This window comes from Bacteroidota bacterium (assembly GCA_016720935.1).
Taxonomy (GTDB): domain Bacteria; phylum Bacteroidota; class Bacteroidia; order AKYH767-A; family 2013-40CM-41-45; genus JADKJP01.
This window is the reverse complement of the sequence record JADKJP010000003.1, coordinates 126294-151595: the sequence shown is the minus strand read 5'-3', so window position 1 is coordinate 151595 and position 25302 is coordinate 126294. Positions and strand designations below refer to the sequence as shown.

Genomic DNA, 25302 nt, shown 5'->3' with positions numbered 1-25302 from the left:
CACAGCATGATGAAACGAAGGGAATTTATAAAAAAATCAGCACTGGCTACTGCCGGAGTGATTGCATCACCCTACCTGCTTCCATCCGGCAGTTTGTTCGCCGCGACGGGTATGCGTCGTGTCAACCATGTTGTATTTTGTTTGTATGCTGGTGGTGTGCGAAATCTGGAATCTGTTCACATGAATGACGGGAACCTCATGCCGAATTTGCTTTCAGGCGGTGGTTCTGTTTCATCCGATATTGCCGGAGCAATGGAAGCCCTGCCTCCTGCTCCTCTTCCATTTCCATTGCAAAACTACGGTACACTTTTCAAAGAATTCCGTTATTACAATGGTCCGACCGGTCATTACAATGGTCATACAGTCGCGCTAACCGGAAATTATGTAGATGTAGATTTGAATTTGCGCGAACATCCGAGAAAACCTACCATTTTTGAATATTACCGCAAACACAATTCTCCTCAGCAAAGTGCATTGAAATGCTGGTGGGTGGCGAATACTCTCGGACCTTATCCGGCACTGAATTATTCTTCCGCTTCGGCTTACGGTGCTTCTTATGGCGCTAATTTCATTTCACCAACTTCGCTCATCAGTCCACAGGGATTTGATGTACTCGGAAATCCGCGTGTATTCAGCAGTCAGGAGGAAGCTGCGGTTAACAATATCCGTGGTTTTGTGAATGGAATGTTTAATCATTCTTATTCCGATGGTTCAGCCGGGGTAGTAAATACAGATACTGACAGAATTCAACTTCAGCAATTCATCACAGATTTATATACCAAAGCGCAAAGTTCAGCATTCCTTAATTCCTGGAACGCAGGTAGCGCGATGAATAATGATATGTACAACATTCTCTTCGCTGAAGAAATCATCCGCACCTTCACACCGGAATTACTGGTGGTGAATATGCAGGATGTGGATGTTTGTCATTTTCAATATACCCAATACGCGAACAACCTTCGCAAAGCGGATTTTGCAGTCGCTCAATTGTGGAAGACCATACAATCAACTCCGGGAATGGCCGATGATACGGTACTCATCATTGCACCTGAACATGGAAGAAATTTTTATCCGAATACTTCTGTGGATGCTTATGGCCGTCGTGCGCTGGATCACACCGCTCCTACCGATCCAAATTTTACAGGTGATCCGAACATGCAAATGGCCAGAGAAATTTTCTGTCTCGTTGTCGGACCTCCAAATGTAGTTGTACAGAACCAGGTGATCTCTACCATTATGGGAGAAAGCACAGAAATTGTTCCGGCTATCGCGAACTTACTCGGATTCGATCAGGACATGCCCGGAACGTATGGAGTTAAACCCTGGTCTACATGCCAGCTTCAAGCCGCCTTTGTATGATCAAACTACAGAAAATAATCCTGCTGATGATTACGGCTATGCTGGTTGCTATGGTCTGGTCTTGTAAAAACGACACAGAGCCGGTGAATCCTTACGACGCGCTGGATCACTCATCGAACACCAACAATCCCACTCCTCCGGATCCGAATTCAATTGCCGGCTTGTACAAAAATATTTTCAGTGTACGCTGTGCAAACCCGGGATGTCATGACGGAACATTCGAACCGGATTTCAGAACCATTGAATCCTCCTATGCAACTCTTGTTTACCAAGCTGTAAACAAACTCACTCTTGATTCGGCAAAATTTTATTCCTACAGAGCAATACCAAATAATGTCAATGATTCCTGGATAATTGAACGACTTACCACTCCGACTACTGAATACATGCCCTCCAACAGTATTCGTTTGTCCACTGAGGATATTGACCATGTAAAAAATTGGATCAATGCCGGTTGTCCTGATATGAACGGAGTTGTTGCCGTGAAGCCTGATCTTCCACCGAATGTTACCGGTTTCGCCGCTTTTGATGTAAACGGAAATCAGATTGATACAAATCGTTTGAACGGTGATCCGATCAGTCCTTTTCTGGTGAACGCAGGAAGTGCATTAACTATAGGCTTTGTAGCGACGGATACAAGCGATGGAACTTCCGCGACAGATCCCGGACAATTCACGGTAAAGGAAATCCATTTCTCTACAGATAAAAATGATTTCAGTAATTCGACTGTACTTGTAGCAAGCACATACATTGCAGGATATTCAGCCTGGCTGGCAACTTTGCCTGCAGTTTCATGGCCTGTTGGAACCACGGTTTATTTCCGAATTTATGTGAATGATGGTCATCATACCAACAACACTGAATTTCCAAGGTTCGATTCGCCTGATTATTATAAAACTTATTTCTCTTTTTATGTACAGTAAAGGGATATTGCTTTGGGCCGCACTCTTTCTTTGTTTCTCCTGCAACAAAGACAAGATTGAATTTGATTCAACTCCTTCGATTGAAGTGACTGCAATTAGTCCGGGTTCGGTTCAGGAATTTACAGAACCGGTAACAATTACTATTAAATACAAGGATGGTGATGGTGATCTGGGTGAAAATAGTAGTGGAGTAAAAAACTGTTTTGTTACTGACAACCGGATTGGAATTATTTCTTCTTTTCGTATTCAGCAACTCGGACCAGAGGGCTCCAACATTCCAATCACTGGATCTCTGAATATTGATCTTGGCGGACAAGGGATCACAGATACTTCTCTCAGCAATCAGAATGTTAGTTTCTCTGTTTACGTCATTGACAGAGCAGGACATATTAGCAATACTGCTACTACTGCTGCAATTTCTATCCGCAAATAATTTTACCCGGCAGGGTCTTTACTAAATTTCATCCGCTTTTGTTTAGCTGGTCAAAAATTCTGGTGACCTCCACGAATGTTCAAATTGTTCCTAATTTTCAATCTGATAACTTTAACTAAAATAAATTCCTCAACTGCCTCTTTACAAAAGCAGTATTAACATAAGCCTCGTATAAGTATTCTTTCGACAATAATATTATTCTGCCATTACATATATATTTGAAGTGCCATACGTAATACTTAGATGGCCTGAAAAGATCTTCACCCGGAAATTAGAATTTACACCCCTTGCTGAATAGTATCAAAGAAAAATTAAAATCCGGGATACTCCGGAATATGCTCATCTATAGTTTAGGGGCACTTTTTCTGAAAGGAATTTCCTTTTTTCTGATTCCGCTTTACACGAGGATGTTACATCCAAGTGATTACGGCAATCTTGAATTACTTAATACGTTTACGTCCATTCTGGAAATTGTCTGTTCACTTGGACTGGTCCAATTCCTCTATATGGATTATTTCCATCATGAAAAAGAAGGACGGGTCAAACTGATGAATACAATCTTGTCAATTTACATTGGCTTGTCTACTTTATTGTACGTGATCACAGCAATATTTATTTACTTCTATCACGAACGTGCGCTTGGATCATTATCACTCTACCTTATTTATTTTGGAATTCTTACCACGTATTTGAACTTCTTTCAGGGGATTTACATTCTTGTTCTCAAATTTTCAGAACGAGCAAAAGCGGTCACAATTCTACAAATAGCCATCGGCCTGTTATCAATGGCAATGAATATTTATTTTGTGTATTACCTGCGAACAGGCATTTCCGGAATTATTTGGGCAAATCTGATCAGCATGATGATTTCGCTAATTATCATTGGGAACTCTCTAGGAAGTAAAATCAAGCTCTTCAATTTTACCTGGGATAAAGAACAAATCAAGGACATTTTAAAACTAAGCCTGCCATTTGTACCGGGAGCATTATCCTATTGGTTTTTGAACAGCGCCAATCGCTGGATCCTGCTGCATTATGGAACTCTTGTTGATGTAGGTCTATTTTCACTGGCGATTAAATTCACATCCATTTTTGACCCTATCTTAATACAACCCTTTCTGAATTCAAACAACCCCAGGACCCTGAGACAATTTTCTGAAGGGAACTATGTCCAAAATTTCCGTTATCTGTATCCCGGACTCATCATCTTTTTTGTCCTTATGGGATTCGTCATCCGACAAATTGCAGAATGGATGATTGATCCATCGTATTTCCCTGCATTGCCATTAATCCCGGTACTGGTATCCGGTATCTCCCTTAGTATACTGGCGCAAGTGACTGCGCTCCTGTTGATGTTCAGAAAGAAAGTCCGGCAAACATTTACAAGTATTGTTGCCGGCAGTTTCATGAGTGTGCTTGCAAGTTTTCTCCTGGTGCCAAGATATGGTTCAATGGGCGCGGCCATTGGAATTGTTATGGGTAATTTTTTCTGGTGCGGTTTCATTTACCTTTTCTATACTCAGGAAAAAAAGAAAGTACTTTCCAACCAAAAATAAGTCAGCATTCTCTTAGCCCACTTTTTTAAAAATGATTGGAGTGAAAAGCACCTTGTTATCCGGGCATTGATAAAAATTTCCGAATCCTTCTTTTTCCCGGATTTCCTGATTAAATACAAGCTTTCAGATCAGAATTCGAAAAATAACCCGAATTGGCTTAAAATAATCCAAACCTTTTAAACACATTATTTAATCATTTGTTTAAATTATTTGTTTAATAATATTACCTGACATACTTTTGTCTCCTTCGAGCACCAGATCATGGCCAAACAGAAAAACAAAGAAGTCGATCCTTCCACAGAAGAAAAGATTAAAATCGCCGCCCGGAAATTATTTACACAAAAAGGATTTTCAGCTGTAAAGACTCGTGATATCGCTGAAGAAGCCGGAATCAATCTGGCACTTCTCAATTACTACTTCCGAAGCAAAGAAAAACTCTTCAACCTTATTATGGAGGAGAGCTTACTTCGTTTTGTAGAAGGGATCGCTGAAAAGTTTAACGATGAAACAACAACCATTGATGTAAAGATTCAACGATTGGTATCGAGTTATATTGATCTTTTCTCTCAATATCCCGATTTGCCTCTATTTATATTAAGCGAAATAAGACAGCATCCCGATAAGTTACCAGCCAAATTAGATATGATTGCCGGAATTGCTCGCTCTTCATTCGTGAAACAAATCCGCGAAGCAATGAAAGACGGGAAATTCCCGGAAATGCATGTGTTCCATTTTATGGCAAACATGATGAGTCTGATCGTGTTTCCATTTGTAGCCTCACCCATGCTCATGAAAATTTCAGGGGTTTCGACAAAACAATACAATGAAATGATGCAGGAGAGAAAAGAAATGATCCCTCTCTGGATAAATTCAATGCTCAAATCAAAAGCGGTAAAAAAGTCACGTTAACCCATGTAAATTTTCAAACATGTTGAAACATTCAATCGTTAACCAAATTTTCCCTCTCACCCGTACCACCGGTTTATGGATTGTTCTCGCATTCCTCCCACTGCAATTATTTTCACAATCTCTGAACCTGGATTCCTGTCAGCATTTGGCAAGCGTCAATTATCCACTTTCAAAACAAGCGGAACTACTTTCCAAAAGCAGGGAGTATTCTCTTGATAATCTTAACAAAGGATATTGGCCGCAACTGAATATCGGCGGACAAGCCACCTATCAATCCGATGTTACAGAAATTCCTGTGCGTTTACCGGGACTCTCTATACCCGCTGTACCAAAAGATCAGTTTAAAATTTACGGTGAGCTCAACCAGCCTATCACTGATCTGATCACCGTAGGAAAGCAGAAGGAAGTTCAGCGCGCTCAGTCAGACGTCCAAACTGCCAATCTTGAAGTTGAATTGTACAAGCTGAGAGATCGTGTGAATCAGCTCTATTTTGGCATTCTGATGATCGATGCACAACTCAAACAAAACGAACTTCTGAAAAATGATATTCAAACCGGTCTCAATAAAATAAATGCAGCACTTGCCAATGGAACGGAATACAAAAGTAATGCCGATAAACTGAAAGCAGAACTCTTACGAGCCAATCAAAAGACTATAGAACTCAATGCTGCACGAAAAGCATATCTTGAAATGCTTTCACAATTCACTCACACTTCAATGCCGGATAACACAGTTCTTGAAACTCCGACACAACAAACCATCGTTGCCGGTATTAACCGTCCGGAAATAAGTTATTTTTCCAGTCGGGACAAAAGTTTCGATGCTCAGAAAAAATTATTAACCGCACGCAATCTGCCTAAGTTCGGTTTGTTTTTCCAGGGTGGATGGGGACAACCATCACCTGTAAATCTTCTCTCCAAAGATCTTTCCTCCTATTATATCGCCGGAATCCGATTGAACTGGTCAGTCAGCGGTTTGTATACACTGCATAAAGAAAAAGCCTTAGTTGAACTCGATCGAAAAATGAATGATTCACAAAAAGAAATTTTTCTCTTTAATACAAACTCAACGAACACCCAGATCAATGCTGAAATCAATAAATTGAAATCACTGCTGAATACTGATGATGAAATCGTTCAATTGAGAACATCAATTAAATCGAGAGCGCAGGTCCAGCTCGAAAACGGTGTCATCACCACAAATGACTATCTGAAAGAAATTTCAGCAGAAGATCAGGCCAGGCAAAATAAAATTCTACATGAAATACAGCTTCTTCTCGCACTCTACACACAACAATATACTACAGGCAATTAATTCACATTATCCTTCCAGCACTATGAAATCCATTTCATTCCTATCCCTCCTGAGTCTTTTGCTTTTCTCCTGTAACCGGAACCAGATTAATTTTGATGCGTCCGGATCCTTTGAAACGGAAGAAACAATTATTTCTTCTGAAGTAACCGGAGCTTTGCTTCAATTCAACATTGAAGAAGGAAAGACTCTAAAAGCCGGAGATGTAGTTGGATACATCGACAGCACACAACTGTATCTGAAAAGAAAACAATTGGAATCACAAATTCGCTCAACCCTCAGTCAGCGTCCTGATATATCCACACAGATCGCTTCCCTGCAAATACAACTTGCCACAGCTGAACGAGAGCAAAAACGCCTGAGTAATCTTGTAAAAGCCGAAGCAGCCACACAAAAACAACTGGACGACGCGACAGCACAGGTTGATGTGATCAAAAAACAACTTGCCGCCCAGCAGTCGGCTCTGACGATTACTTCCGAAAGTATTACACAACAAACGAATCCACTAGAAGTTCAAATCGAACAAATCAATGATCAACTTTCCAAATGCAAACTGGTAAACCCAGTTAATGGAACAGTTCTTACAAAATATGCAGAGGAGAAAGAAATGACCCAGGCAGGAAAAGCATTGTATAAGATCGCTGATCTTTCTGAATTGTATCTGAGAGCCTATGTGAGCGGAGCGCAACTCAGCCAAATCAAACTAAACCAAAATGTAAAAGTGTTTACTGATGATGGTGCGAAAAACCTGAAAGAGTATGCGGGTACCATCGTTTGGATCAGTGATAAAGCGGAATTCACACCCAAAACAATCCAGACAAAGGAAGAAAGATCCAATATGGTGTATGCTCTAAAAGTAAAAGTAAAAAATGACGGTTTGCTCAAGATCGGCATGTATGGTGAGATCAAACTTTGAGGCTCCAAATCTTAAAACAAACCAATGGTTGCTGTTGAGCACATAATCAAAACGTATAATAAAGGTCTCGTCAAAGCGGTAAATGATGTTTCATTTACTGTTGACAAGGGAGAAATTTTCGGATTGATTGGACCTGACGGAGCCGGAAAAACCAGCTTGTTCCGAATGCTCACGACTTTACTCCTGCCCGACGGAGGCAAAGGAACCGTATCCGGATTTGACATTGTGAAAGATTACAAAAAGATCCGTGAGAGTGTCGGCTATATGCCCGGGAAATTTTCATTGTACCAGGATCTGACCGTTGAAGAGAATCTTTCTTTTTTCGCGACGATATTTGACACTACCATCGAGGAAAATTACGATTTGATCAAAGATATATATGTTCAAATAGAACCTTTCAAAAAAAGAAAGGCCGGACAACTTTCCGGAGGAATGAAACAGAAGCTGGCATTGAGTTGTGCATTGATACACAAACCTTCGGTGTTGTTTCTCGATGAGCCTACCACCGGTGTCGATGCTGTTTCCAGAACAGAATTCTGGGAAATGCTGAAACGACTGAAACAACAAGGTATCACCATTCTTGTTTCCACTCCTTACATGGACGAAGCCTCACTGTGTGATCGCATTGCGCTCATCCAGTCGGGGAAAATTCTTTCCATCAATAAGCCGACGAATATTATAGCAGCATACGGTGAAAAAATCTATGGAATTAAATCAGATCGTATGTACGATCTTTTAAAAGATCTGAGAAAATCACCTCTGATCGACAGTTGCAATGCTTTTGGCGAATTCCTGCACATTACGTTCAAATCGAAACAGGATAGAAGAAAAGATTTGCTTGATGAATTAAAAAATCTCGGACACCTGAATATTGAATTCATCGAAACAGAACCAAAGATCGAGGATTGCTTTATCAAATTGATGACACATCCTTCTGATTCAGAAATATTAGCCTCCTGATGTCGCAACCGGTTATTTATACAAATAAACTCACTAAGAAATTCGGAGACTTTGTCGCCGCGAATGAACTGAGTTTTGAAGTTCAGCCAGGGGAAATATTTGGTTTCCTTGGCGCGAATGGAGCAGGCAAAACCACAGCAATGCGAATGTTGTGTGGATTGCTTGTCCCATCTTCCGGAGAAGCCCATGTAGCCGGCTTTGATGTGTACAAACAGAGAGAGAAAATCAAACAGAATATCGGGTACATGAGTCAGAAGTTTTCTCTGTATGAAGATCTCACTGTTTCCGAAAATATTAAATTCTACGCCGGTATTTATGGCCTTAGTAACTCTGAAATTAAAGTAAAGACCGACAAACTACTGAAACAACTGGATCTTGTAAGTGAAGCGAATCAACTGGTAAGTAGTTTGCCACTTGGCTGGAGACAAAAACTCTCGTTCTCTGTTGCCATCATTCACGAACCCCGGATTGTATTTCTTGATGAACCAACAGGCGGAGTTGACCCCGTAACACGCCGACAATTCTGGGATCTCATCTACGATGCTTCAAGCCGTGGCATCACCGCGTTTGTGACTACACATTATATGGACGAAGCCGAATACTGTAATCGTATTTCAATCATGGTAGACGGAGTTATCGAAGCACTGGACAGTCCGGTGAACCTGAAGAAAAAGTTTAATGCAGTTTCAATGGACGATGTCTTCCGCCAGTTAGCACGAAGAGCAAAAAGAAGTGAATAAGGATGAAACATAAATTACTCCACCATTTATCATGAAGCAACTTTTATCTTTTGTAAAAAAAGAATTCTACCACGTTTTCCGAGACAGGAAAACATTGCTCATGCTGTTCGGTCTGCCCATCGCGCAGATTATTCTTTTTGGATTCGCGCTTACAAATGAAATAAAAAACGCGAAAATAATTGTTGTGGATTATGCCAAGGATCTGAAAAGTCGCGAGATCATCGACAAACTGGAAGCCAGCAGGTATTTTGATATTGAAAAATCACTGGCAAGTCAGAGGGACATTGAGGAGTCATTCAAAGAAGGGAAAATCAAAATGGCAGTCATTTTCCCATTGAATTTTTCAGCAGACCTGGCACGGACAAATAAGGCCAGCATCCAGGTGATTGCCGATGCTTCCGATATCAACACTGCCACGACGCTGACGAATTACATCAGCGCTATTGTAACGGATTACCAATCGCAAATAAATAAAGGAAGTAAAATTCCCTATCGCATTCTTCCTGAGATCCGGATGTTATACAATCCGCAACTGAAAGGCGAGCATACTTTTATTCCCGGGATGATGGCCATGATCATGATGCTGATCTGTGTAATGATGACAGCTATTGCAATTGTACGGGAAAAAGAACTGGGGACTATGGAAATTCTATTGGTTTCTCCATTCAAACCAATGATGGTGATTGTTTCAAAATTTGTTCCTTATCTGTTGATATCACTCGTAAACATCACCTCCATCCTCTTACTGAGTACTTTCTTTCTCAATTTACCGGTACAGGGAAGTATCCTGTTATTGTACGCCATCAGTCTGGTGTTCATTATTACTTCACTGTGTCTGGGACTCTTGATTTCCATCAAATCAGAATCCCAGCAGACAGCCATGTTCATTTCATTGATGGCAACCCTGCTGCCTACATTGTTGTTGAGCGGATTTCTTTTCCCTATTGAAAATATGCCGCTTCCCCTTCGAACCATTTCCAATGTGGTTCCTTCAAAATGGTTTTACATCATCGTAAAATCGATCATGATCAAGGGTTCCGGTTTTCAATCTGTATGGAAAGAAACGCTGATTCTCTCAGGAATGGCGGTTGCACTACTGATGATTAGCATACGTAGTTTTAAAATCCGACTGGCATGAGAACTATTCGATTTCTCCTTCAAAAAGAGTTCCGTCAGATCTTCCGTAACAAAACTTTGTTGCGTGCAATTCTTATAGCCCCATTGATGCAGCTGATGGTTTTACCCTGGGCGGCAAATTACGAAGTAAAAAATATATCCTTATCGATTGTCGATAATGACCATTCAATGGAATCGCAACGGTTGATTTCCAAAATCAGGTCTTCCGGTTACTTTATTCTATCTTCCTACAATTCAAGTTTCAAAGAAGCCTATCAACTCATCGAACAAGACAAGGCGGATATTGTACTCGAGATTCCTTCTCATTTTGAAAGAAACCTGATTCGCGAAGGTGAGCAGAAACTCTACATTGCTGCCAATGCTATCAACGGACCAAAGGCATTAGTCGGAAGCGGTTACCTGAGTGGAATTGTCGCAGCTTACAATGCTGAAGTAAGAATGCAATGGATCCAACCGACGAAATTGAACCCGCTCCCTTCATTTGAAATTGTTTCCTCAAACTGGTACAATCCGCTGATGAATTATAAAATATTTATGGTTCCGGGAATTCTTGTACTTCTGGTTACCATGGTTGGTAGTATGATGTGCGCGATGAACATCGTTAAGGAAAAAGAAATAGGAACCATCGAACAAATCAATGTTACACCAATACGCAAACTGCATTTTATCCTGGGCAAACTCATCCCGTTCTGGGTGCTTGGAATTGTCGTTTTCACAATGGGAATGATCATTGCCCGACTGGTCTATGGCATCAATCCCGTAGGTAATATTTTATTGGTGTACGCTTTTCTATCGATTTACCTCGTGGCTATTCTGGGACTCGGTTTATTGATTTCAACCTATTCCTCTACTCAGCAACAGGCCATGTCGGTTTCATTTTTCTTCATCATGATTTTTAACCTGCTGAGTGGTCTATTTACTCCGATCGAAAGTATGCCGGGATGGGCTCAGGTGATTGCCAAACTGAACCCTGTAACCTATTTCATTGAAGTGATGAGAATGGTTGTACTCAAGGGAAGTACCTTTCACAACATCACGCATCACATCCTGGTCATCCTCTTATTCGCTCTTGTCTTCAATGGCTGGGCAATCCTGAACTATAGAAAAACATCCTAAAATTGCCAGTTGGGACAGGGCATCATTACCCGGATCCTGACTCTTTTAACAATCCGATTCTTAGTAAATATCGGAAAGCAGGTTATTTGGCCATAGTGAATTTTCTATTTTTACCTTTAAACACACTTGTCGTCTGTGGCCGGCAAATGACCTTGGTAAGAATGCGAAACTATTACATCAGGAAAATTCTTTATTTCATCCCTTCAGTATTCCTGCTGTTGTTTTGCGCGTTTCTATTGATACACCTGTGCCCGGGAGATCCGGTTGAAAGAATGCTTCAATCCGGAAATAATGAAGATGAGTCTTCTGCTGCTTCTATTGTTCATGAAAAAGAAAAAGCATACTGGACGCATCGTCTTGGATTGGATCAACCCTTGTTTTATTTCAGTTTGCACACCAAAGCAGAACCGGACACACTGTACAAATTAGTATCCGGGAAGGAACGTAAGTCTTTGACTTGTCTCCTGAGAGAAAATGGAAATACCGAAGCCATCATGAACTATTACCAGCTTTGGAAAGAAATGTCTGATGGCAGAGACCTGAGCAATCCTGAATTTACATCTTCTATTCGTTCACTTTTTAACTATGCTTCCTTTGATGAACAAAAGAATTACCTGCAAAATCTTCAGTTGTCAAATAAAAATGATTCATCTGGCCTAGCTACAATCTCTTTCCTTCAAAATACTCTACAGGAAATTCAATCGCACCCTGCTCATTTGCGTACATGGGTCCCATGCATCAGCTTCAATTCGAGAAATCAGTTTCATTCCTATTTGTTTGGTGATAATTCCGGCAACAAAGGAGTGTTGCGTGGGGATTGGGGAATTTCCTATGTAAGCAAACAGCCAGTATTATCTCTCATTGGTGACCGTATAGGCTGGACCTTATTTTTTACACTCACATCAGTGCTACTCAGTTTTCTGATTAGCATACCTGTTGCTCTAAAATCCGCTGCAAAACCGGGAAAAAGATTTGACAAAAACACATCCTTATTGTTTACTATTCTGTATTCTCTACCTGCATTTTGGCTGGCTACTTTACTCATGATGTTTTTTTGCAATCCGGATATGCTTAATCTGCTTCCCGCTTCCGGTATAAAACCGATTACTGGGTATCCTGCCGAAAGCGGCTTCTTCAGTAAAGTACTTATTTCATTGCCCTACTTAATACTTCCTACTATCTGTTATACATACAGCTCCTTTGCATTTGTCACAAGAAGCATTCGTGCGAATGCGATAGATGTATTTAAACAGGATTATATTAAAACTGCAAGAGCGAAAGGGCTTGATGAAAAAACTATTTTGTGGCGACACGTATTCAGGAATAGCCTGCTGCCTATTATTACTATGTTCTCCAATGTATTTCCATACGCTATAAGCGGTTCCATAATTCTGGAAACAGTGTTTACCATTCCGGGAATGGGATTGGCAATGTATCAGAGCGTAGATGCACTGGACTATCCCGTGATACTCGCTATTTTTACATTGACCGGCATCATCACAATTGCCGGATTTTTAATTACCGACATTCTGTATTCTTTCGCCGACCCACGCATTAACCTGGAGAAATAATATGGAACAGAGGAAATTCAGCAAAAATATTTTTAGTAAGCTGCCTCGGCTCCCTTTGATCGTGCTCGCTGCTTTTCTATTTATTGCAGTCACCGGACCAATTCTTTCCAATGAGAAACCTGTTTTGTTGATACAACACGGACATTTTAGCTTTCCCGCCTTCTCAAATGATCCTTATACAACAATCCATTCTCAGGACGGTAGTTCAAAAAATATTCGCACGGATAATATTCGATGGGATACGCTCCGGGAAGGATTTGTTCTTATGCCACTGATTCCCTATTCAGCCGGGAAATCAGATCTCAACAACAGCAATTTTAAGTCTCCCTTTGAAAAACAATTTACAAGTACAACAGAGGGCATCAAAGAACTCTCATTTAGAAATCGACACTTGCTTGGTACAGGAAATCTCGGCAATGATCTTCTGGCAGGACTCATCGAGGGCACACGTATTTCACTCACCATAGGCATCTGCTCTATGATCATAGCACTGCTGATTGGAATTTTGCTAGGTCTTCTCTCCGGATACTATGGGAATTCGCTTTTGAAATTGAAACGAATTTCCGCAATACTAATCTTATTATTATTGCTCCCGGCCTGGTTTTATTTTTTCGAACTTCGCTCCTACTCCATTCAACAGAGTTTTGATAAGTCCATTCTGATTGGAACGGTGAATGTCCTCATCTCTTTATCCGGCCTCTTGATATTCATTATTCTTCCGGTAAATTTAATTTCACGGGTTCGATTTCCAGATTGGTTCAATAAGCAATTATTTGTACCTGTTGATGCAATTATTAACAGAATCATTGAATTGTTTCTTTCCCTTCCAAGAATCGTCGTCCTCATCACTTTTGCTTTGATCTTCAGACCCTCTGTTTTATCTGTCATTCTCATCATCGGACTCACTTCATGGACATCCATTGCACGAATGGTAAGAGCCTTGGTGATGTCACAACGTGACTCCGGTTATATTGACGCAGGAAGATCAATTGGAATGCCCGGCTGGAGATTATTCTTATTTCATTTGCTCCCTTCCACGTTTTCTCAACTGAAAGTATTCTTGATTTATGGTGTGGCCTCCGCGATACTTGCTGAAACAGGACTTTCGTTTTTGGGAATCGGAGTACCACAGGGAATCGTCACCTGGGGACAATTGCTGTATGAAGGAAAAGAAAATGTTAGTGCCTGGTGGCTGATTCTTTTCCCGGGTCTTTGTATTTTTCTTTTGCTTGCTTCTCTGAATACGCTGGCCGACAGACTGGAAAAATCAGAAAACTAAAAACACACTCATTCAATAAACAAGGGGCGCAAAGGATAGAATCCCTTGCGCCCCTGAGCTATTCCCTAAACAAAGGTTTTACATCTTAACAGTTCTGTAAACATGTGTTTCACCGGAGAATCGGATTTCCACAAAATAAATACCCGGTGTGAAGGATTCGATATCAATTTTCTTACGGAAGTTTCCTTTTGAATCCTGAACCGATTGATAAACCTGGTCTCCTACTACATTCACTATTCGAATGACAATATTCGTTTCATGAATAGTATTGAGAACAATGTTGAGTTCATCAAGTGCAGGATTTGGATAAACAAGAGGAGTGATTGCCCGTGAAGAACTTCCATAGAAGCTGCGCTGGCAGGAAATAGTCGACACGATCACATCATCAAAATTCTGACAGCCGTTCACATCTGTTACTAAAACTGAGTATGGACCCGAAGCACCTACAACAATTTGCTGAGTAGTACTTTGATCTGACCAGAAATAATCCATAAAGCCGGCACCTGCATCAAGCGTGATCATATCACCGAGACAAATTGTTGTATCAGGACCAAGATCAACTACCGGAGAAGGGAAATCATAACCGATAATTACTGTGATGAATGCAGGACAATTATTGTAATCAGAAACCTGGACTGTATAATTACCCGGAGCCAGATTTGAAACAGCTGCAGTTGTTGCACCACCCGGCAACCATAGGTAAGAATAAGGAGCCATTCCACCACTACCAGCAACTTCCGCGCTTCCATCTTCGCCATTTTGACAATGTGCATTGGTTGATGAAACCAAAGAAGCAGTTATGCCAGAACTATTACCCACAAGATCCGAAACCAGCTGAGTACAATTTGTCTGATTGTCTGTGATGAGTACAGAATAATATCCGGAAGTAAGTCCGGTTGCATTTGCACCAGTACTTACAGCAGGTGTCCAGTCATAAGTGAAATCACCACTGCCGCCGCTTACGGTTACTGATGCAGTACCATCAGCGGCATTGCATGTTGCAGGTGTTGTGAGCATGGAAGCCGTGAAACCTGAACCGCCTGCAATTGTCACAGTATCTCTCAGTGTACAATTATTATTATCGCGAACCAGTACTGCATAAGTTCCGGCTGCAAGATTACCTACAGAATCCGTTGAAGCAGGAGGAACAGTATTCCACAGATAGGAATAAGGACCGGTTCCACCACTGACATCTATAGCAACCGCTCCGGGTTGCCCGCTGCAGGAAGCATCATAACCATTGATTACAGAAACCAAAGCAGGAGGTTCAGTGATTGTGAAATATTGTGTTGTATGGCAACCGGCTGCATTCGTCACCATGACATTATACTCTCCCGGGAATAAATGTGTTAGTGTTTGAGAAGTATATTCTCCGGGCATCCAGACATATTCGAAAGGTCCGGTACCTGTAGGTGTGACACTTGCGCTACCATTGTGACCACCGGCACAACTTACATTTGTACTTGTACTGTTTACATTCAATTCGGAAACAGTGATACCATATGAAAATGTCTGGGCTCCGTTTGAAGGGCAAGCATTGTCAATTACGGTTACTGTGAAATACCATGGCTGAGGGCGAACATCCGCTGCAGTTGGTGTCCAGCAGAAGTGACCAACCGGGCGACGACCGGGCGCCACGGTAAATGTTCCTGCAGAGATTCCCTGGTTCCAGTTAATGGTTAAGGAATCAGGCTGATCCTGGTCTGCTGAAAACACATCGAAACAAACTGAAGCGCCAAGACAAGTTTGAGTAGTATAAATATTTGTACTGTCGATACCACTCATCAGTGGCAGCTCGTTACTACATACTACAGTATAAATCTGCAAATCACGAATAACTGTTCCGATCAGTACACCATTACGGTATTCATAAATCTGAACCGCCATCACAGCGATTTCTGGAGTTGTCGGATGCATAAAGATGTCACCGCTTTGAGGATTGATTGATACAGCAGGAGAAGAGGTAATCGGATTGGTTACAGAATAACCTCCGAGGTATTGAACAGGAAGATTCGCGTCATTTAAGGGAGCAACAAATGAATAAACCAGTGAATCTCCGTCAGCATCCAGACCACCGTGGTTGTAATAATTATTCTGACCTATACATTCAAATGCAATTGGAATATTTGAAAAGACAGGTGAGTTATTCTGCGAAGTGGAATTATCCAAAGTTGCTTCAACATACATCTGTTCTACCAATGGATCTACAAGTGTTGTGATGGCACCGTTACGACAACATTCTCTTGTACCAAAGATCCAGTCGGGACAATTCGCGATTGTGGCGACTCCGCGATATTCCCATTTCTGGATACCCGGCTCTGTTCCACCGCTGCAGGTAGTTGATGCACCCGGACAGACACGTGTGATTTCCTGTCCGGTTCCCGGTATCGGCATTAGTGTAAGAATACCGGAAGTTCCACAGGTAGCAGAGCTCATGGTAATATCGATAGAAGTCTGAGCTGAAATCCCTACGCAATCACGATAAAAAGTATAATTGATTTCATACTGATTATTTCCAAGGTAGCGGTAAGTCAGATCCGCTCCTGCCATGTGAGTCGCGAATGATTTCTGATTTTGCGAAATCAAAAAGATCGCCGTGATCAGAAGCATTCGACTGAAGGCAAGTAGAAATTGTAAATGATTTTTTCTCATCTGGTTGTTTTTTTTCAATTAGATTTTAGGGGGAAATAATTTGTCATTCCGGCCAGGGAATGATTTATTTAAGGTCAATAAATTTCTTATGGATACAATTCGAAATTTAGAACTCTTTAATCAGAATTCATATCAAAAAGACAAATATAAATTCGGCTTCGATACTTTATGTTCAATGCAAATATTCGCCATCAAAATTGATACGTTCACCAAACTTAATTCAATATTTCAGGATTTTCTCCGATCAGCTTTAAAAAAAACATCTGGTATTACTTGAGGCAAGATATTTTAACACTTCCAGGTCTTATCTCAGCAAACACGCAATTTACTGTTGAAAGGTTTACACTTCCCTAAAATATTTTTTGGCGATTTCAGGATATCAGTTTTTCCTGATTCCTTTCGTAATGAGTTTAGACAAGTATTCGTAGAGTAATTAACGCTACCGTAAAGAAAATAAAAAACAATGCCAGCAGAAATAAATTGTCTGCTATTGCTTCGTACCGTACAGAAAGAACCAGCTTCTTTGTACGAATTGATAAAAAAGATAAGATACTCGAGACCATAAAGAGTAGTGCCGAAATAGCAGTAAATTCATCAATCAGTGTTTTCTCGGAATAATTGGAAACTTTCAGAGAAGTAATAATGACCAGGCAGAATCCAAGCAGGTTTGAAGAAGTACTTAAAATGTGCGAAGATTTATCGTTATCCGGCATACAGTTTTTATTTTCAAAAGTACAGGCTGAGCACAAAATTTAAATGAATACAAGATGACGAAAGGTTATTCGATCATAAATAAAAGCATATTGAATCCAACTTATTTTTAAACCGAAGAGATCGCGGAATTTGATACGTAAAGGACGCAAGAAAAGGCAATTACTTTTGCGCCCTTCGCAGAAAAGTCTCTGCGGTATCAGCGGTTTAATAAATAGCGGTATCACTCTTAGTTTAAACTACAGGATTATTACAAGAGTTGATTGATTGTACAAAGGACCTATGCAGACCACTATACTTTTATTTATATTTGCTTACACACTAAATCAATGAAAAAGCTCCCATTCCTCTCTGTTTTCATTCTGTTCTCAACCATTTTATTTGCACAGGAAAACAAGAACTCCCTTCCACCCTACACCAGGGAGCCCAACTTCTTCAAAGCACGTGAAGCTGCTCAAAAGTATTTTGATAAAAAACTAAAATCGGAAGAGAGCCAAGCACTTTCCGATGTCGACAAAGATGCAGCATTTGAAGAGCAGGAAGAATATGCTCAGTTCAAACGTTGGGAAAATTTTTGGAAAGACCGGGTATTACCGGATGGTTCTTATCCGGCATCATCGTTTTTATATCACGAATTCGAAAAAAAGAACTCTCTTAATACCAGAAACTCTTCTTCAAATTTTGCCGGCAACTGGACATGTATTTCACAAACAACATGCACCGGCGGTTATGACGGCATGGGAAGAACAACTTGCACCGCATTCGATTCAAACAATCCGGATGTGTTTTATGTTGGAGCTCCGAATGGCGGTTTGTGGAAAACCACCGATGGCGGACAAACCTATGCTGCCCTTGGTGATCAGTTGCCTTTTGTGAGCGCAGGTTCCATTGTTGTGGATTTCAATGATCCAAATACTTTGTATGTTTCTACGGGAGATGCTGTTGGTTGGTGGAATTACAGCATGGGTGTTTACAAATCAACAGATGGTGGTGCCAGCTGGAATCCAACACCCTTATCATGGCAACTTGCCGGTCAGATTGCTGTCTACAAATTGCTGATGAATCCGGGAAACTCCAACATGATTTATGCTGCAACAACTGACGGATTGTTTCGCACCATTAATGGAGGCACCAACTGGACAAAAGTTTACAATTCTTCAGTATCCGATATTGAAATAAAACCCGGAGACCCCGGCACAGTATATATGTGTACAGATGATTATTGGGGATCCAGCGAAGTATTTCTTTCCAATGATTCAGGAGCAACATGGAACCAGGCAACAACATTTGGAATCTCGCAAAGATCTATCAAACTTGCCGTCAGTCCTGCTGATCCGAATCTGGTGGCAGTATTCCACAGTGAGAATATGAGTTTGTATGTTTCTACAAACAGCGGAGTAAATTTTACGCTTCGAAACTCAGGCTTACCAGGCATGGCCGCATTTTTTATCTCCTCACAAAATGCGAATGTGATGTATTGTGGCGGTATGATTGTTGAAAAATCTACAGATGGTGGTATGACCTGGAATCAAATCACTGACTGGTATAATTCCGGAGCTTATCCTGAAGTTCATGCTGACTTACACAACATTTGCTGGAATCCATTAAATCCGGATGAAATATATTTCAATAATGATGGTGGAGTGTACAGGTACAATGAAAACACTTTAACATGGACCGAATTATCCAACAACCTGGTGATTACTCAATTTTATAGTCTTGCTACTTCCCAAACAGATCCTTATTTCATGATTGGCGGTACGCAGGATAATGGAGGCAGAAAACGAATCAATCAAAATTTTTGGGCATCAACAAATGGGGGCGACGCGATGGTAACTGCCATTGATGAGAACAATGATAATGTTATTTATACTACTTATGTGACAGGACAACTTTATCGTTCACGTGATCAATGGACAAATGATCAATACCATGAAATTACACCTCGCGACAGTACAGGCAGCACTATCAGTGGAAACTGGGTTACACCTTATCTGCTCAACCCTCAAAACAACAATTCAATTTACGCGGGTTATAACGATGTATACAAATCCACCGATCAGGGTGATTCATGGACAAGACTGAATTTAAATCTGATCAGTGCTTATGCGATAAATTCATTAGCAGTGGCTCCATCCGACACGAATGTGATTTATGTTAGTCAGGAAAATTATTTCTATTATACATACGATCACGGACAGAACTGGGCGAGTACAATTTTGTCAGGAACTGAAACCATTTCTTCGATTACCGTTGATCCTTCAAATCCAATGAATGTGTGGATCACACGTTACGGTTTTGGTAATCATGTTTACAGGAGTACAAATGGCGGACAGAGTTTTCAAAACATTAGTCTGAATCTTCCGAATGTTCCGGCGAATGCAAGTTTCTATGAACCCAACAGTGCACATGGAATCTATGTTGGAACAGATATTGGTGTTTTTTATACCAATGATTCAATGAACTTCTGGATTACATTCAGTGATGGTCTTCCTGCTGTGCAGATCACGGATTTCGCACTCTACCGTGCAACTAACAAATTACGCATTTCCACCTATGGACGCGGGATCTGGGAATCTGATTTATATTCTATTCTGAATGGAGTTTCTGTCGCACCAAAACCATCACAGTTCAGTATTTTCCCAAATCCAAACAATGGATCATTTACATTTGAGTATCCATCAGTTGGCACAAATGACGGACTTCTGGAAATCTTTGACATGATGGGACACCTGGTCAACAGTACTTCTTTGCCTGCAAATCAGAACAGGCTGAACATTCCTTCGGGCACACTCAGTCACGGTATTTATGTTTGCAAAGGAACCATTGGTGATGATGAGAGTTTTATCGGTCGTGTGATTGTGAATTAAGCCGGATGTTGAACAGAAAAACAGTTAGGGAATCCCTTCAGAAAAAATAATTTACAATACCGAATACCAACCCCAAATTTCCAAAACCAAAAGCTAAAAACTAACAAGCACCTAAAACCCTAGCCATCCAATCACCAAAACATTCGCTATAAGTATAAGTGTAAATGAAATCAAAAGTAATCGCTTTGTTTTCTTTTCGGCGAGCCAAAGGGAATAAATAGTTTTTATCAGGTTGTTCGATGCGGATGTTTTGATGATGTAGGCGATCATTACAATATTGCTTATTGCAAATTTTCCCTGAACAAGATTCATTACATAGGAATCTACATCCGCGAAACCCGCGATGAAGGAGAGAAAATTCAGGCCCTTAGTTCCATAATGGCTTTCTGAAAAATTCAGTAAGTACATGAACATGACGTAGAAGATCGCGAACCCGATGGCAACCCGAAATTCCAACGGGTTTTTTTGAAGGAATATCACAGTTGCCGTATCGGATGTTCCTTTATCTTTTTTCCTGTAAACAGCAAAGCCACAAACGAGTGTTACAAGTAGTAATAATGATACATAAGGTAACAATTGCATTGCCAATTCTGAATTAAAAAGAAACACAATTAAAAAGATCCGTATGTACATCACGGAAGTCGCGAATATTATTCCCGCCGCATATTCATTTGGAGAAACGATCTTGTCGTTGCTTTTCCTTGAGAGTATCAGTGAAACCGCAGTACTGCTATACAAACCTCCAAGAATTCCACTCACAACGATTCCCGATTTCGGAAATACAAATTTTTGCAACAGATAGCTGAAATAAGAAATTCCGGAAACCGCGACAATTGCCAACCACATCTTGTAAGGTGAAAGCGGAATAAATGAAAACACCTGTTCATCCGGTAAATTTGGAAGAATGATTCCGGCTATGAGAATAAATTTTGCCAGGGTGATGAACTCATCTTTTCCAAACTTTTTCGACACACTCACGAACTCTTCTTTCATCTCTGTAAAAATGAGTACCGTGACTACTATCAACAAAGCCAGCCATGGAGGTTCTGTCATGACCAGTGGAGCCAGGCAATAGGTAATGAGTGCGGAAAGTATGGAAGTGAGTCCGTACTTTTTTCGAATGGAGATTTTATGATTGTAAAAAATCGCCAGGAAAATTGAGATCACCAAACCTCCACCTAAAAATAAAATCTTCGACTGCTGATCAAGCGTGAACAATATAAAACCAAGAATTCCAATGAATGTAAAAGTGCGATCCGTACCAAACAACTGATCCGCAGGCTCGTCCTGATCAAGATGATGTCTTCTTTGTTCTAAACCAATAATGAATGAAAGCGCCAACACGATCAGGAAATCGAAAAAGAGAAAAGAATGATCGGTTAGAAAATTATTGGACATGTTTTAGTTCGAGGTTCAAGGTTTGAAGTTCGAGGTTTGAGGTTATTTTTTTTGTGCTCATAATGACCTGGTACCATGTGTTATCTACCCATTTCAAATAACGAACAATACCGCTGATTTCATTCCTTAAAGGTCATCTAATTTGAGTGAAATAGTAATGATGAGGATCAAGGACGTTTATCAGGAGTGATCCCCGGAAAGTGACATAAACAGCGTAATGTCACTTATTTCTCTACTTATCAATCAGCCATGACATCAATTTATATAATTGTTTTTCAGCACATTAAATCCATTTTAAAGAAAATTCTTGTTTTTACTTAACAGTGTTAATTATATTTGCACACGAAAACTTGAACCATGGGAATTACTGAAAGAAAAGAGAAACAGAAAGCCGAACTAAAGAACCAGATTCTGGACGCTTCGGTGAAGCTTTTTTCGGAACATGGATATAATGGAGTCACGATACGAAAGATCGCCGACCTGATTGAATACAGTCCGACAACAGTCTATCTGTATTTCAAAGACAAAAATGAAATTCTGTACGAACTCCATCAGATCGGTTTCAAAAAAATGGAAGAGCTCAACAAGGATATTTTTGACATTAAAAATCCATTGTTACGCTTGCACAAATTAGGTGAAAATTACATTCGTTTCGGCCTTGAATACCCCGAGTATTACGACCTGATGTTCATCCTGCCGGCTCCCATCGAATTCATCAACCAGATGAAAGAATGTGATTGGCAAGGTGGTGATAATGCATTGAATATTTTGAAGATGATTCTCCAGGAATGCATGGAGAAAAAATTAATAAAACCGGGCGATATTAACACCATGGCAATGGGGATCTGGGGAATGGTACATGGCCTGGTGTCACTTGCAATTCGTCAGCGTTTTGAAAAATTGCTGGATGCGGCTGAAATTATCCCGACCATGCACAAATCGCTGAATTGGATGATCAACACAATGGATATTTCCAGCTAAAAAATTTTACCCTAATGATTAACACTGTTAATTATGATAACACACGTATTTAAATCTTCGCAAAATTCTCATTTTCACATTTATTACAGCTTCTTTTGGAACTGTGAATGCTCAAACAAGTCTCGATAAATACATCGAAACAGGACTAAAAAACAACCTTGTTCTTCAGCAAAAAAATATCGGATTGGAGAAGGCAATGTATTCACTGAAGTCGGCCAACAGTCTCTTCCTGCCTTCCGTAGGAATAAAGGGAGATTATCAAAGCGGTGAAGGCGGAAGAAGTATCGCGATTCCACTGGGCGACATCATGAATCCGGTTTATGGAACCTTGAACCAGTTAACCATGAGCAATGCGTTTCCGCAGATCAGCAATGTGGAAACAAATTTTCTCCCAAATAATTTTTACGATGCGAAAATCAGAACGACACTTCCAATCATCAACAGCGACCTGATTTATAATCATAAAATTCAGAAGCAACAGGTAAGCTTACAAACTTTCGAAGTTGAAATTTACAAGTCTGAACTGATTCGCTCTATAAAAGTCGCTTATTACAATTTTCTCAGCGCGACTCAGGCTGTATCTATTTATGAAAGCGCGCTGACACTAGCAAAAGAAGGAAAGCGAATCAACGAAAGCCTGGTTAAAAATGGAAAAGGAGTCAGCGCCTATGTGCTTCGCTCCGAAAGCGAAATTCAAAATCTGCAAGCCGCAATCACTTCGGCACAAGAGAAATCCAGGAATGCGCAACTGTATTTCAATTTTCTGATCAATGTAGATGCGAGCCAGTCCATTGATACTTTGAATTCAAATGAAGTAGACGAAACAAAAGTCGCGAACTACTTATTGACAGAAGTTTCAACTGCTAAACGAACCGAATTAAAAGCTCTTGAAACATCAGCATCTGTTTATGAGAATGTTGTAAAAATGAACAAAGCGTTCTGGACGCCAAAGCTGAACAGCTTCCTGGATCTCGGTTCACAGGCAAAGGATTGGAAATACAACCAGGATTCACGTTACTATTTTGTTGGTCTACAATTGGATGTTCCGCTTTTTGCAGCAGGAAAAAACTCTTATAAAACCAAACAATCCAAACTCGATTTACAGAATCATCAATTGAATAGTAATTACATAAGTAAACAAATTCAACTTTCAGCAGAGGTAGCGAAGAACAATTTAAAAACCTCAAACGAAAACTACACTGCCGGTAAAAAACAACTGGAAGCGGCAAAGGCGTATTACAACCTGATTGACAAAGGGTACAAAGAAGGCGTCAATACATTCATCGAAACAGTAGACGCAAGAAATCAACTTGCTTCCGCATCACTTCTTGTGATCATCAATAAATATCAATTACTGGCCGCTGTCGCCAATTACGAAAGAGAAACAACAAAATAATTTTATATCCGATAACCATGAAAAAGGCTTTAATCTTTATCAGCTTTAGTGTCGCAACTGTGCTCCTGCTCGCCGGATGCGGAAAAAAATCATCATCTGCAGGCAGTGAAAAGAATGAAGAAACAATTCCTGTCAAAGTCATTGCATTAACAAAAACAGAAATTATTCCTGTCATTCACGCATCCGGACAATTTACCACAGACGATGAAACCATTCTTTCCTTCAAAACAGGTGGTGTTATAAACAAAATATTTGTCAGAGAAGGTGAGTCTATCAAAAAAGGACAAATACTAGCTACCCTCAATCTGGCAGAAATTTCTGCGCAGGTTAATCAGGCAAAAAGTGCCGCTGAAAAAGCAAGCAGAGATTACCAACGTGTCGAAAATTTATACCATGACAGTGTAACTACACTGGAGCAATTGCAAAATGCAAAAACCGGGATGGAAATTGCACAACAGCAGTTGTCCGCTGCAAACTTTAATCTTTCCTATTCAGAAATCCGTGCGACGAACGACGGAGTTGTTCTGAAAAAAGTTGCCAACGAAGGACAAATTGTTGGTCCGGGAATGCCGGTGATTCAAACAAGTTCGAAAGGTCAGGCCGACTGGATTCTGCGCGTGAACATGAGCGACAGGGAATGGGCTCAGATTAATCTGAACGATAAAGCGTTAGTGAATGTCTCGGCTCTGAACCTGGATCAGGTAGAAGGTTTTGTCTATTCAAAATCAGAAAACGCGGACATGATGACCGGATCATTTTCAGCAGACATCAAACTAAAAAACGCAAAAGCTTTGAACATTGCATCCGGAATGTTTGGCAAAGTGGAAATTTCATGCGCACATCTATCGCAGGTCTGGGCAATTCCTTACGAAGCACTGCTGGATGGAAATGCCAATACAGGTTTTGTGTTTGTGACAAAGGACAATCACACTGCTGTTAAAGTCCCGGTAAAAATTTCAGGCATTGAAAAAAACACTGTGTTGATTTCTGAAGGTTTAGAAAATTACTCTTCACTTATTGTGTCCGGAAGTGCTTACCTGACTGATCAATCACCGATTCAAGTCATAGAAACCAAATAAGAAC

20 protein-coding genes are annotated in these 25302 nt (G+C 40.5%); 17 read left to right on the top strand and 3 right to left on the bottom strand.

Going from position 1 to position 25302, the window contains the following annotated elements:
• The first annotated feature begins 6 nt into the window (after window positions 1–6).
• The 13 genes from IPP86_03140 to IPP86_03080 all read left to right on the top strand — a co-directional run bounded on the left by IPP86_03140 (window position 7) and on the right by IPP86_03080 (window position 14211).
• Complete coding sequence (locus tag IPP86_03140) at window positions 7–1359, top strand: hypothetical protein (protein MBL0137510.1); 1353 nt, start codon at window positions 7–9, stop codon at window positions 1357–1359.
• A complete protein-coding gene (locus IPP86_03135; protein MBL0137509.1) occupies window positions 1356–2282 on the top strand; it encodes a hypothetical protein in 927 nt (308 codons plus the stop codon). Before IPP86_03140 ends, IPP86_03135 begins: the two co-directional genes overlap by 4 nt.
• A complete protein-coding gene (locus tag IPP86_03130; GenBank protein ID MBL0137508.1) occupies window positions 2272–2715 on the top strand; it encodes a hypothetical protein in 444 nt (147 codons plus the stop codon). The genes IPP86_03135 and IPP86_03130 overlap by 11 nt, the downstream gene beginning before the upstream one ends.
• Window positions 2716–3002: 287 nt before the next feature.
• Window positions 3003–4271: an oligosaccharide flippase family protein gene (locus tag IPP86_03125; protein ID MBL0137507.1), complete on the top strand. Its 1269-nt coding sequence runs from the start codon at window positions 3003–3005 to the stop codon at window positions 4269–4271.
• Window positions 4272–4532: 261 nt separating this feature from the next.
• Window positions 4533–5180, top strand: coding sequence for a TetR/AcrR family transcriptional regulator (locus IPP86_03120; protein ID MBL0137506.1), 648 nt, complete (start codon window positions 4533–4535; stop codon window positions 5178–5180).
• 19 nt (window positions 5181–5199) lie between these two features.
• Window positions 5200–6495, top strand: a complete 1296-nt coding sequence (locus IPP86_03115) for a TolC family protein (protein ID MBL0137505.1) — start codon at window positions 5200–5202, stop codon at window positions 6493–6495.
• A 22-nt stretch (window positions 6496–6517) separates the two neighbouring features.
• Entirely contained in the window at window positions 6518–7408 is an 891-nt protein-coding gene (locus IPP86_03110) for an HlyD family efflux transporter periplasmic adaptor subunit (protein MBL0137504.1), read from the top strand.
• A 24-nt stretch (window positions 7409–7432) separates the two neighbouring features.
• Window positions 7433–8368 carry an ABC transporter ATP-binding protein gene (locus IPP86_03105; protein ID MBL0137503.1) on the top strand — a complete coding sequence of 312 codons (936 nt, stop codon included), beginning with the start codon at window positions 7433–7435 and terminating at the stop codon, window positions 8366–8368.
• The gene (locus tag IPP86_03100) at window positions 8368–9108 is read left to right on the top strand and encodes an ABC transporter ATP-binding protein (protein ID MBL0137502.1); all 741 of its coding nucleotides are present in this window, start codon (window positions 8368–8370) and stop codon (window positions 9106–9108) included. The genes IPP86_03105 and IPP86_03100 overlap by 1 nt, the downstream gene beginning before the upstream one ends.
• Window positions 9109–9139: 31 nt before the next feature.
• A complete protein-coding gene (locus IPP86_03095; GenBank protein MBL0137501.1) occupies window positions 9140–10246 on the top strand; it encodes an ABC transporter permease in 1107 nt (368 codons plus the stop codon).
• Complete coding sequence (locus IPP86_03090) at window positions 10243–11361, top strand: ABC transporter permease (GenBank protein MBL0137500.1); 1119 nt, start codon at window positions 10243–10245, stop codon at window positions 11359–11361. The genes IPP86_03095 and IPP86_03090 overlap by 4 nt, the downstream gene beginning before the upstream one ends.
• Window positions 11362–11522: 161 nt before the next feature.
• Window positions 11523–12932, top strand: a complete 1410-nt coding sequence (locus IPP86_03085; protein MBL0137499.1) for an ABC transporter permease — start codon at window positions 11523–11525, stop codon at window positions 12930–12932.
• 1 nt (window position 12933) lies between these two features.
• Window positions 12934–14211 carry an ABC transporter permease gene (locus IPP86_03080; GenBank protein MBL0137498.1) on the top strand — a complete coding sequence of 426 codons (1278 nt, stop codon included), beginning with the start codon at window positions 12934–12936 and terminating at the stop codon, window positions 14209–14211.
• 78 nt (window positions 14212–14289) lie between these two features.
• Here IPP86_03080 and IPP86_03075 read toward each other — a convergent pair whose 3' ends face one another.
• Complete coding sequence (locus tag IPP86_03075) at window positions 14290–16863, bottom strand: T9SS type A sorting domain-containing protein (protein ID MBL0137497.1); 2574 nt, start codon at window positions 16861–16863, stop codon at window positions 14290–14292.
• Window positions 16864–17273: 410 nt separating this feature from the next.
• Entirely contained in the window at window positions 17274–17576 is a 303-nt protein-coding gene (locus tag IPP86_03070; protein ID MBL0137496.1) for a hypothetical protein, read from the bottom strand.
• 327 nt (window positions 17577–17903) lie between these two features.
• On the opposite strand from IPP86_03070, the gene IPP86_03065 reads away from it, so the two are divergent.
• Window positions 17904–20444 (top strand): T9SS type A sorting domain-containing protein, encoded by a 2541-nt coding sequence (locus IPP86_03065; protein MBL0137495.1) that lies wholly within the window; start codon window positions 17904–17906, stop codon window positions 20442–20444.
• Window positions 20445–20555: 111 nt separating this feature from the next.
• On the opposite strand, the gene IPP86_03060 is transcribed toward IPP86_03065, so the two are convergent.
• The gene (locus tag IPP86_03060; protein MBL0137494.1) at window positions 20556–21842 is read right to left on the bottom strand and encodes an MgtC/SapB family protein; all 1287 of its coding nucleotides are present in this window, start codon (window positions 21840–21842) and stop codon (window positions 20556–20558) included.
• Between the two features lie 357 nt (window positions 21843–22199).
• On the opposite strand from IPP86_03060, the gene IPP86_03055 reads away from it, so the two are divergent.
• From IPP86_03055 to IPP86_03045, 3 genes are all read left to right on the top strand, one after another.
• Entirely contained in the window at window positions 22200–22823 is a 624-nt protein-coding gene (locus tag IPP86_03055) for a TetR/AcrR family transcriptional regulator (protein ID MBL0137493.1), read from the top strand.
• Window positions 22824–22887: 64 nt separating this feature from the next.
• Complete coding sequence (locus tag IPP86_03050) at window positions 22888–24219, top strand: TolC family protein (GenBank protein ID MBL0137492.1); 1332 nt, start codon at window positions 22888–22890, stop codon at window positions 24217–24219.
• Between the two features lie 17 nt (window positions 24220–24236).
• Window positions 24237–25298, top strand: coding sequence for an efflux RND transporter periplasmic adaptor subunit (locus tag IPP86_03045; GenBank protein MBL0137491.1), 1062 nt, complete (start codon window positions 24237–24239; stop codon window positions 25296–25298).
• Window positions 25299–25302: the final 4 nt, after the last annotated feature.

Excerpts from the sequence above, each read along its gene's own strand:
- IPP86_03140 (MBL0137510.1), top strand. The coding sequence starts at position 7 with ATGATGAAACGAAGGGAATTTATAAAAAAATCAGCACTGGCTACTGCC.
- IPP86_03135 (MBL0137509.1), top strand. The coding sequence starts at position 1,356 with ATGATCAAACTACAGAAAATAATCCTGCTGATGATTACGGCTATGCTG.
- IPP86_03130 (MBL0137508.1), top strand. The coding sequence starts at position 2,272 with ATGTACAGTAAAGGGATATTGCTTTGGGCCGCACTCTTTCTTTGTTTC.
- IPP86_03120 (MBL0137506.1), top strand. The coding sequence starts at position 4,533 with ATGGCCAAACAGAAAAACAAAGAAGTCGATCCTTCCACAGAAGAAAAG.
- IPP86_03115 (MBL0137505.1), top strand. The coding sequence starts at position 5,200 with ATGTTGAAACATTCAATCGTTAACCAAATTTTCCCTCTCACCCGTACC.
- IPP86_03110 (MBL0137504.1), top strand. The coding sequence starts at position 6,518 with ATGAAATCCATTTCATTCCTATCCCTCCTGAGTCTTTTGCTTTTCTCC.
- IPP86_03105 (MBL0137503.1), top strand. The coding sequence starts at position 7,433 with ATGGTTGCTGTTGAGCACATAATCAAAACGTATAATAAAGGTCTCGTC.
- IPP86_03100 (MBL0137502.1), top strand. The coding sequence starts at position 8,368 with ATGTCGCAACCGGTTATTTATACAAATAAACTCACTAAGAAATTCGGA.
- IPP86_03095 (MBL0137501.1), top strand. The coding sequence starts at position 9,140 with ATGAAGCAACTTTTATCTTTTGTAAAAAAAGAATTCTACCACGTTTTC.
- IPP86_03090 (MBL0137500.1), top strand. The coding sequence starts at position 10,243 with ATGAGAACTATTCGATTTCTCCTTCAAAAAGAGTTCCGTCAGATCTTC.
- IPP86_03085 (MBL0137499.1), top strand. The coding sequence starts at position 11,523 with ATGCGAAACTATTACATCAGGAAAATTCTTTATTTCATCCCTTCAGTA.
- IPP86_03080 (MBL0137498.1), top strand. The coding sequence starts at position 12,934 with ATGGAACAGAGGAAATTCAGCAAAAATATTTTTAGTAAGCTGCCTCGG.
- IPP86_03075 (MBL0137497.1), bottom strand. The coding sequence starts at position 16,863 with ATGAGAAAAAATCATTTACAATTTCTACTTGCCTTCAGTCGAATGCTT.
- IPP86_03070 (MBL0137496.1), bottom strand. The coding sequence starts at position 17,576 with ATGCCGGATAACGATAAATCTTCGCACATTTTAAGTACTTCTTCAAAC.
- IPP86_03065 (MBL0137495.1), top strand. The coding sequence starts at position 17,904 with ATGAAAAAGCTCCCATTCCTCTCTGTTTTCATTCTGTTCTCAACCATT.
- IPP86_03060 (MBL0137494.1), bottom strand. The coding sequence starts at position 21,842 with ATGTCCAATAATTTTCTAACCGATCATTCTTTTCTCTTTTTCGATTTC.
- IPP86_03055 (MBL0137493.1), top strand. The coding sequence starts at position 22,200 with ATGGGAATTACTGAAAGAAAAGAGAAACAGAAAGCCGAACTAAAGAAC.
- IPP86_03045 (MBL0137491.1), top strand. The coding sequence starts at position 24,237 with ATGAAAAAGGCTTTAATCTTTATCAGCTTTAGTGTCGCAACTGTGCTC.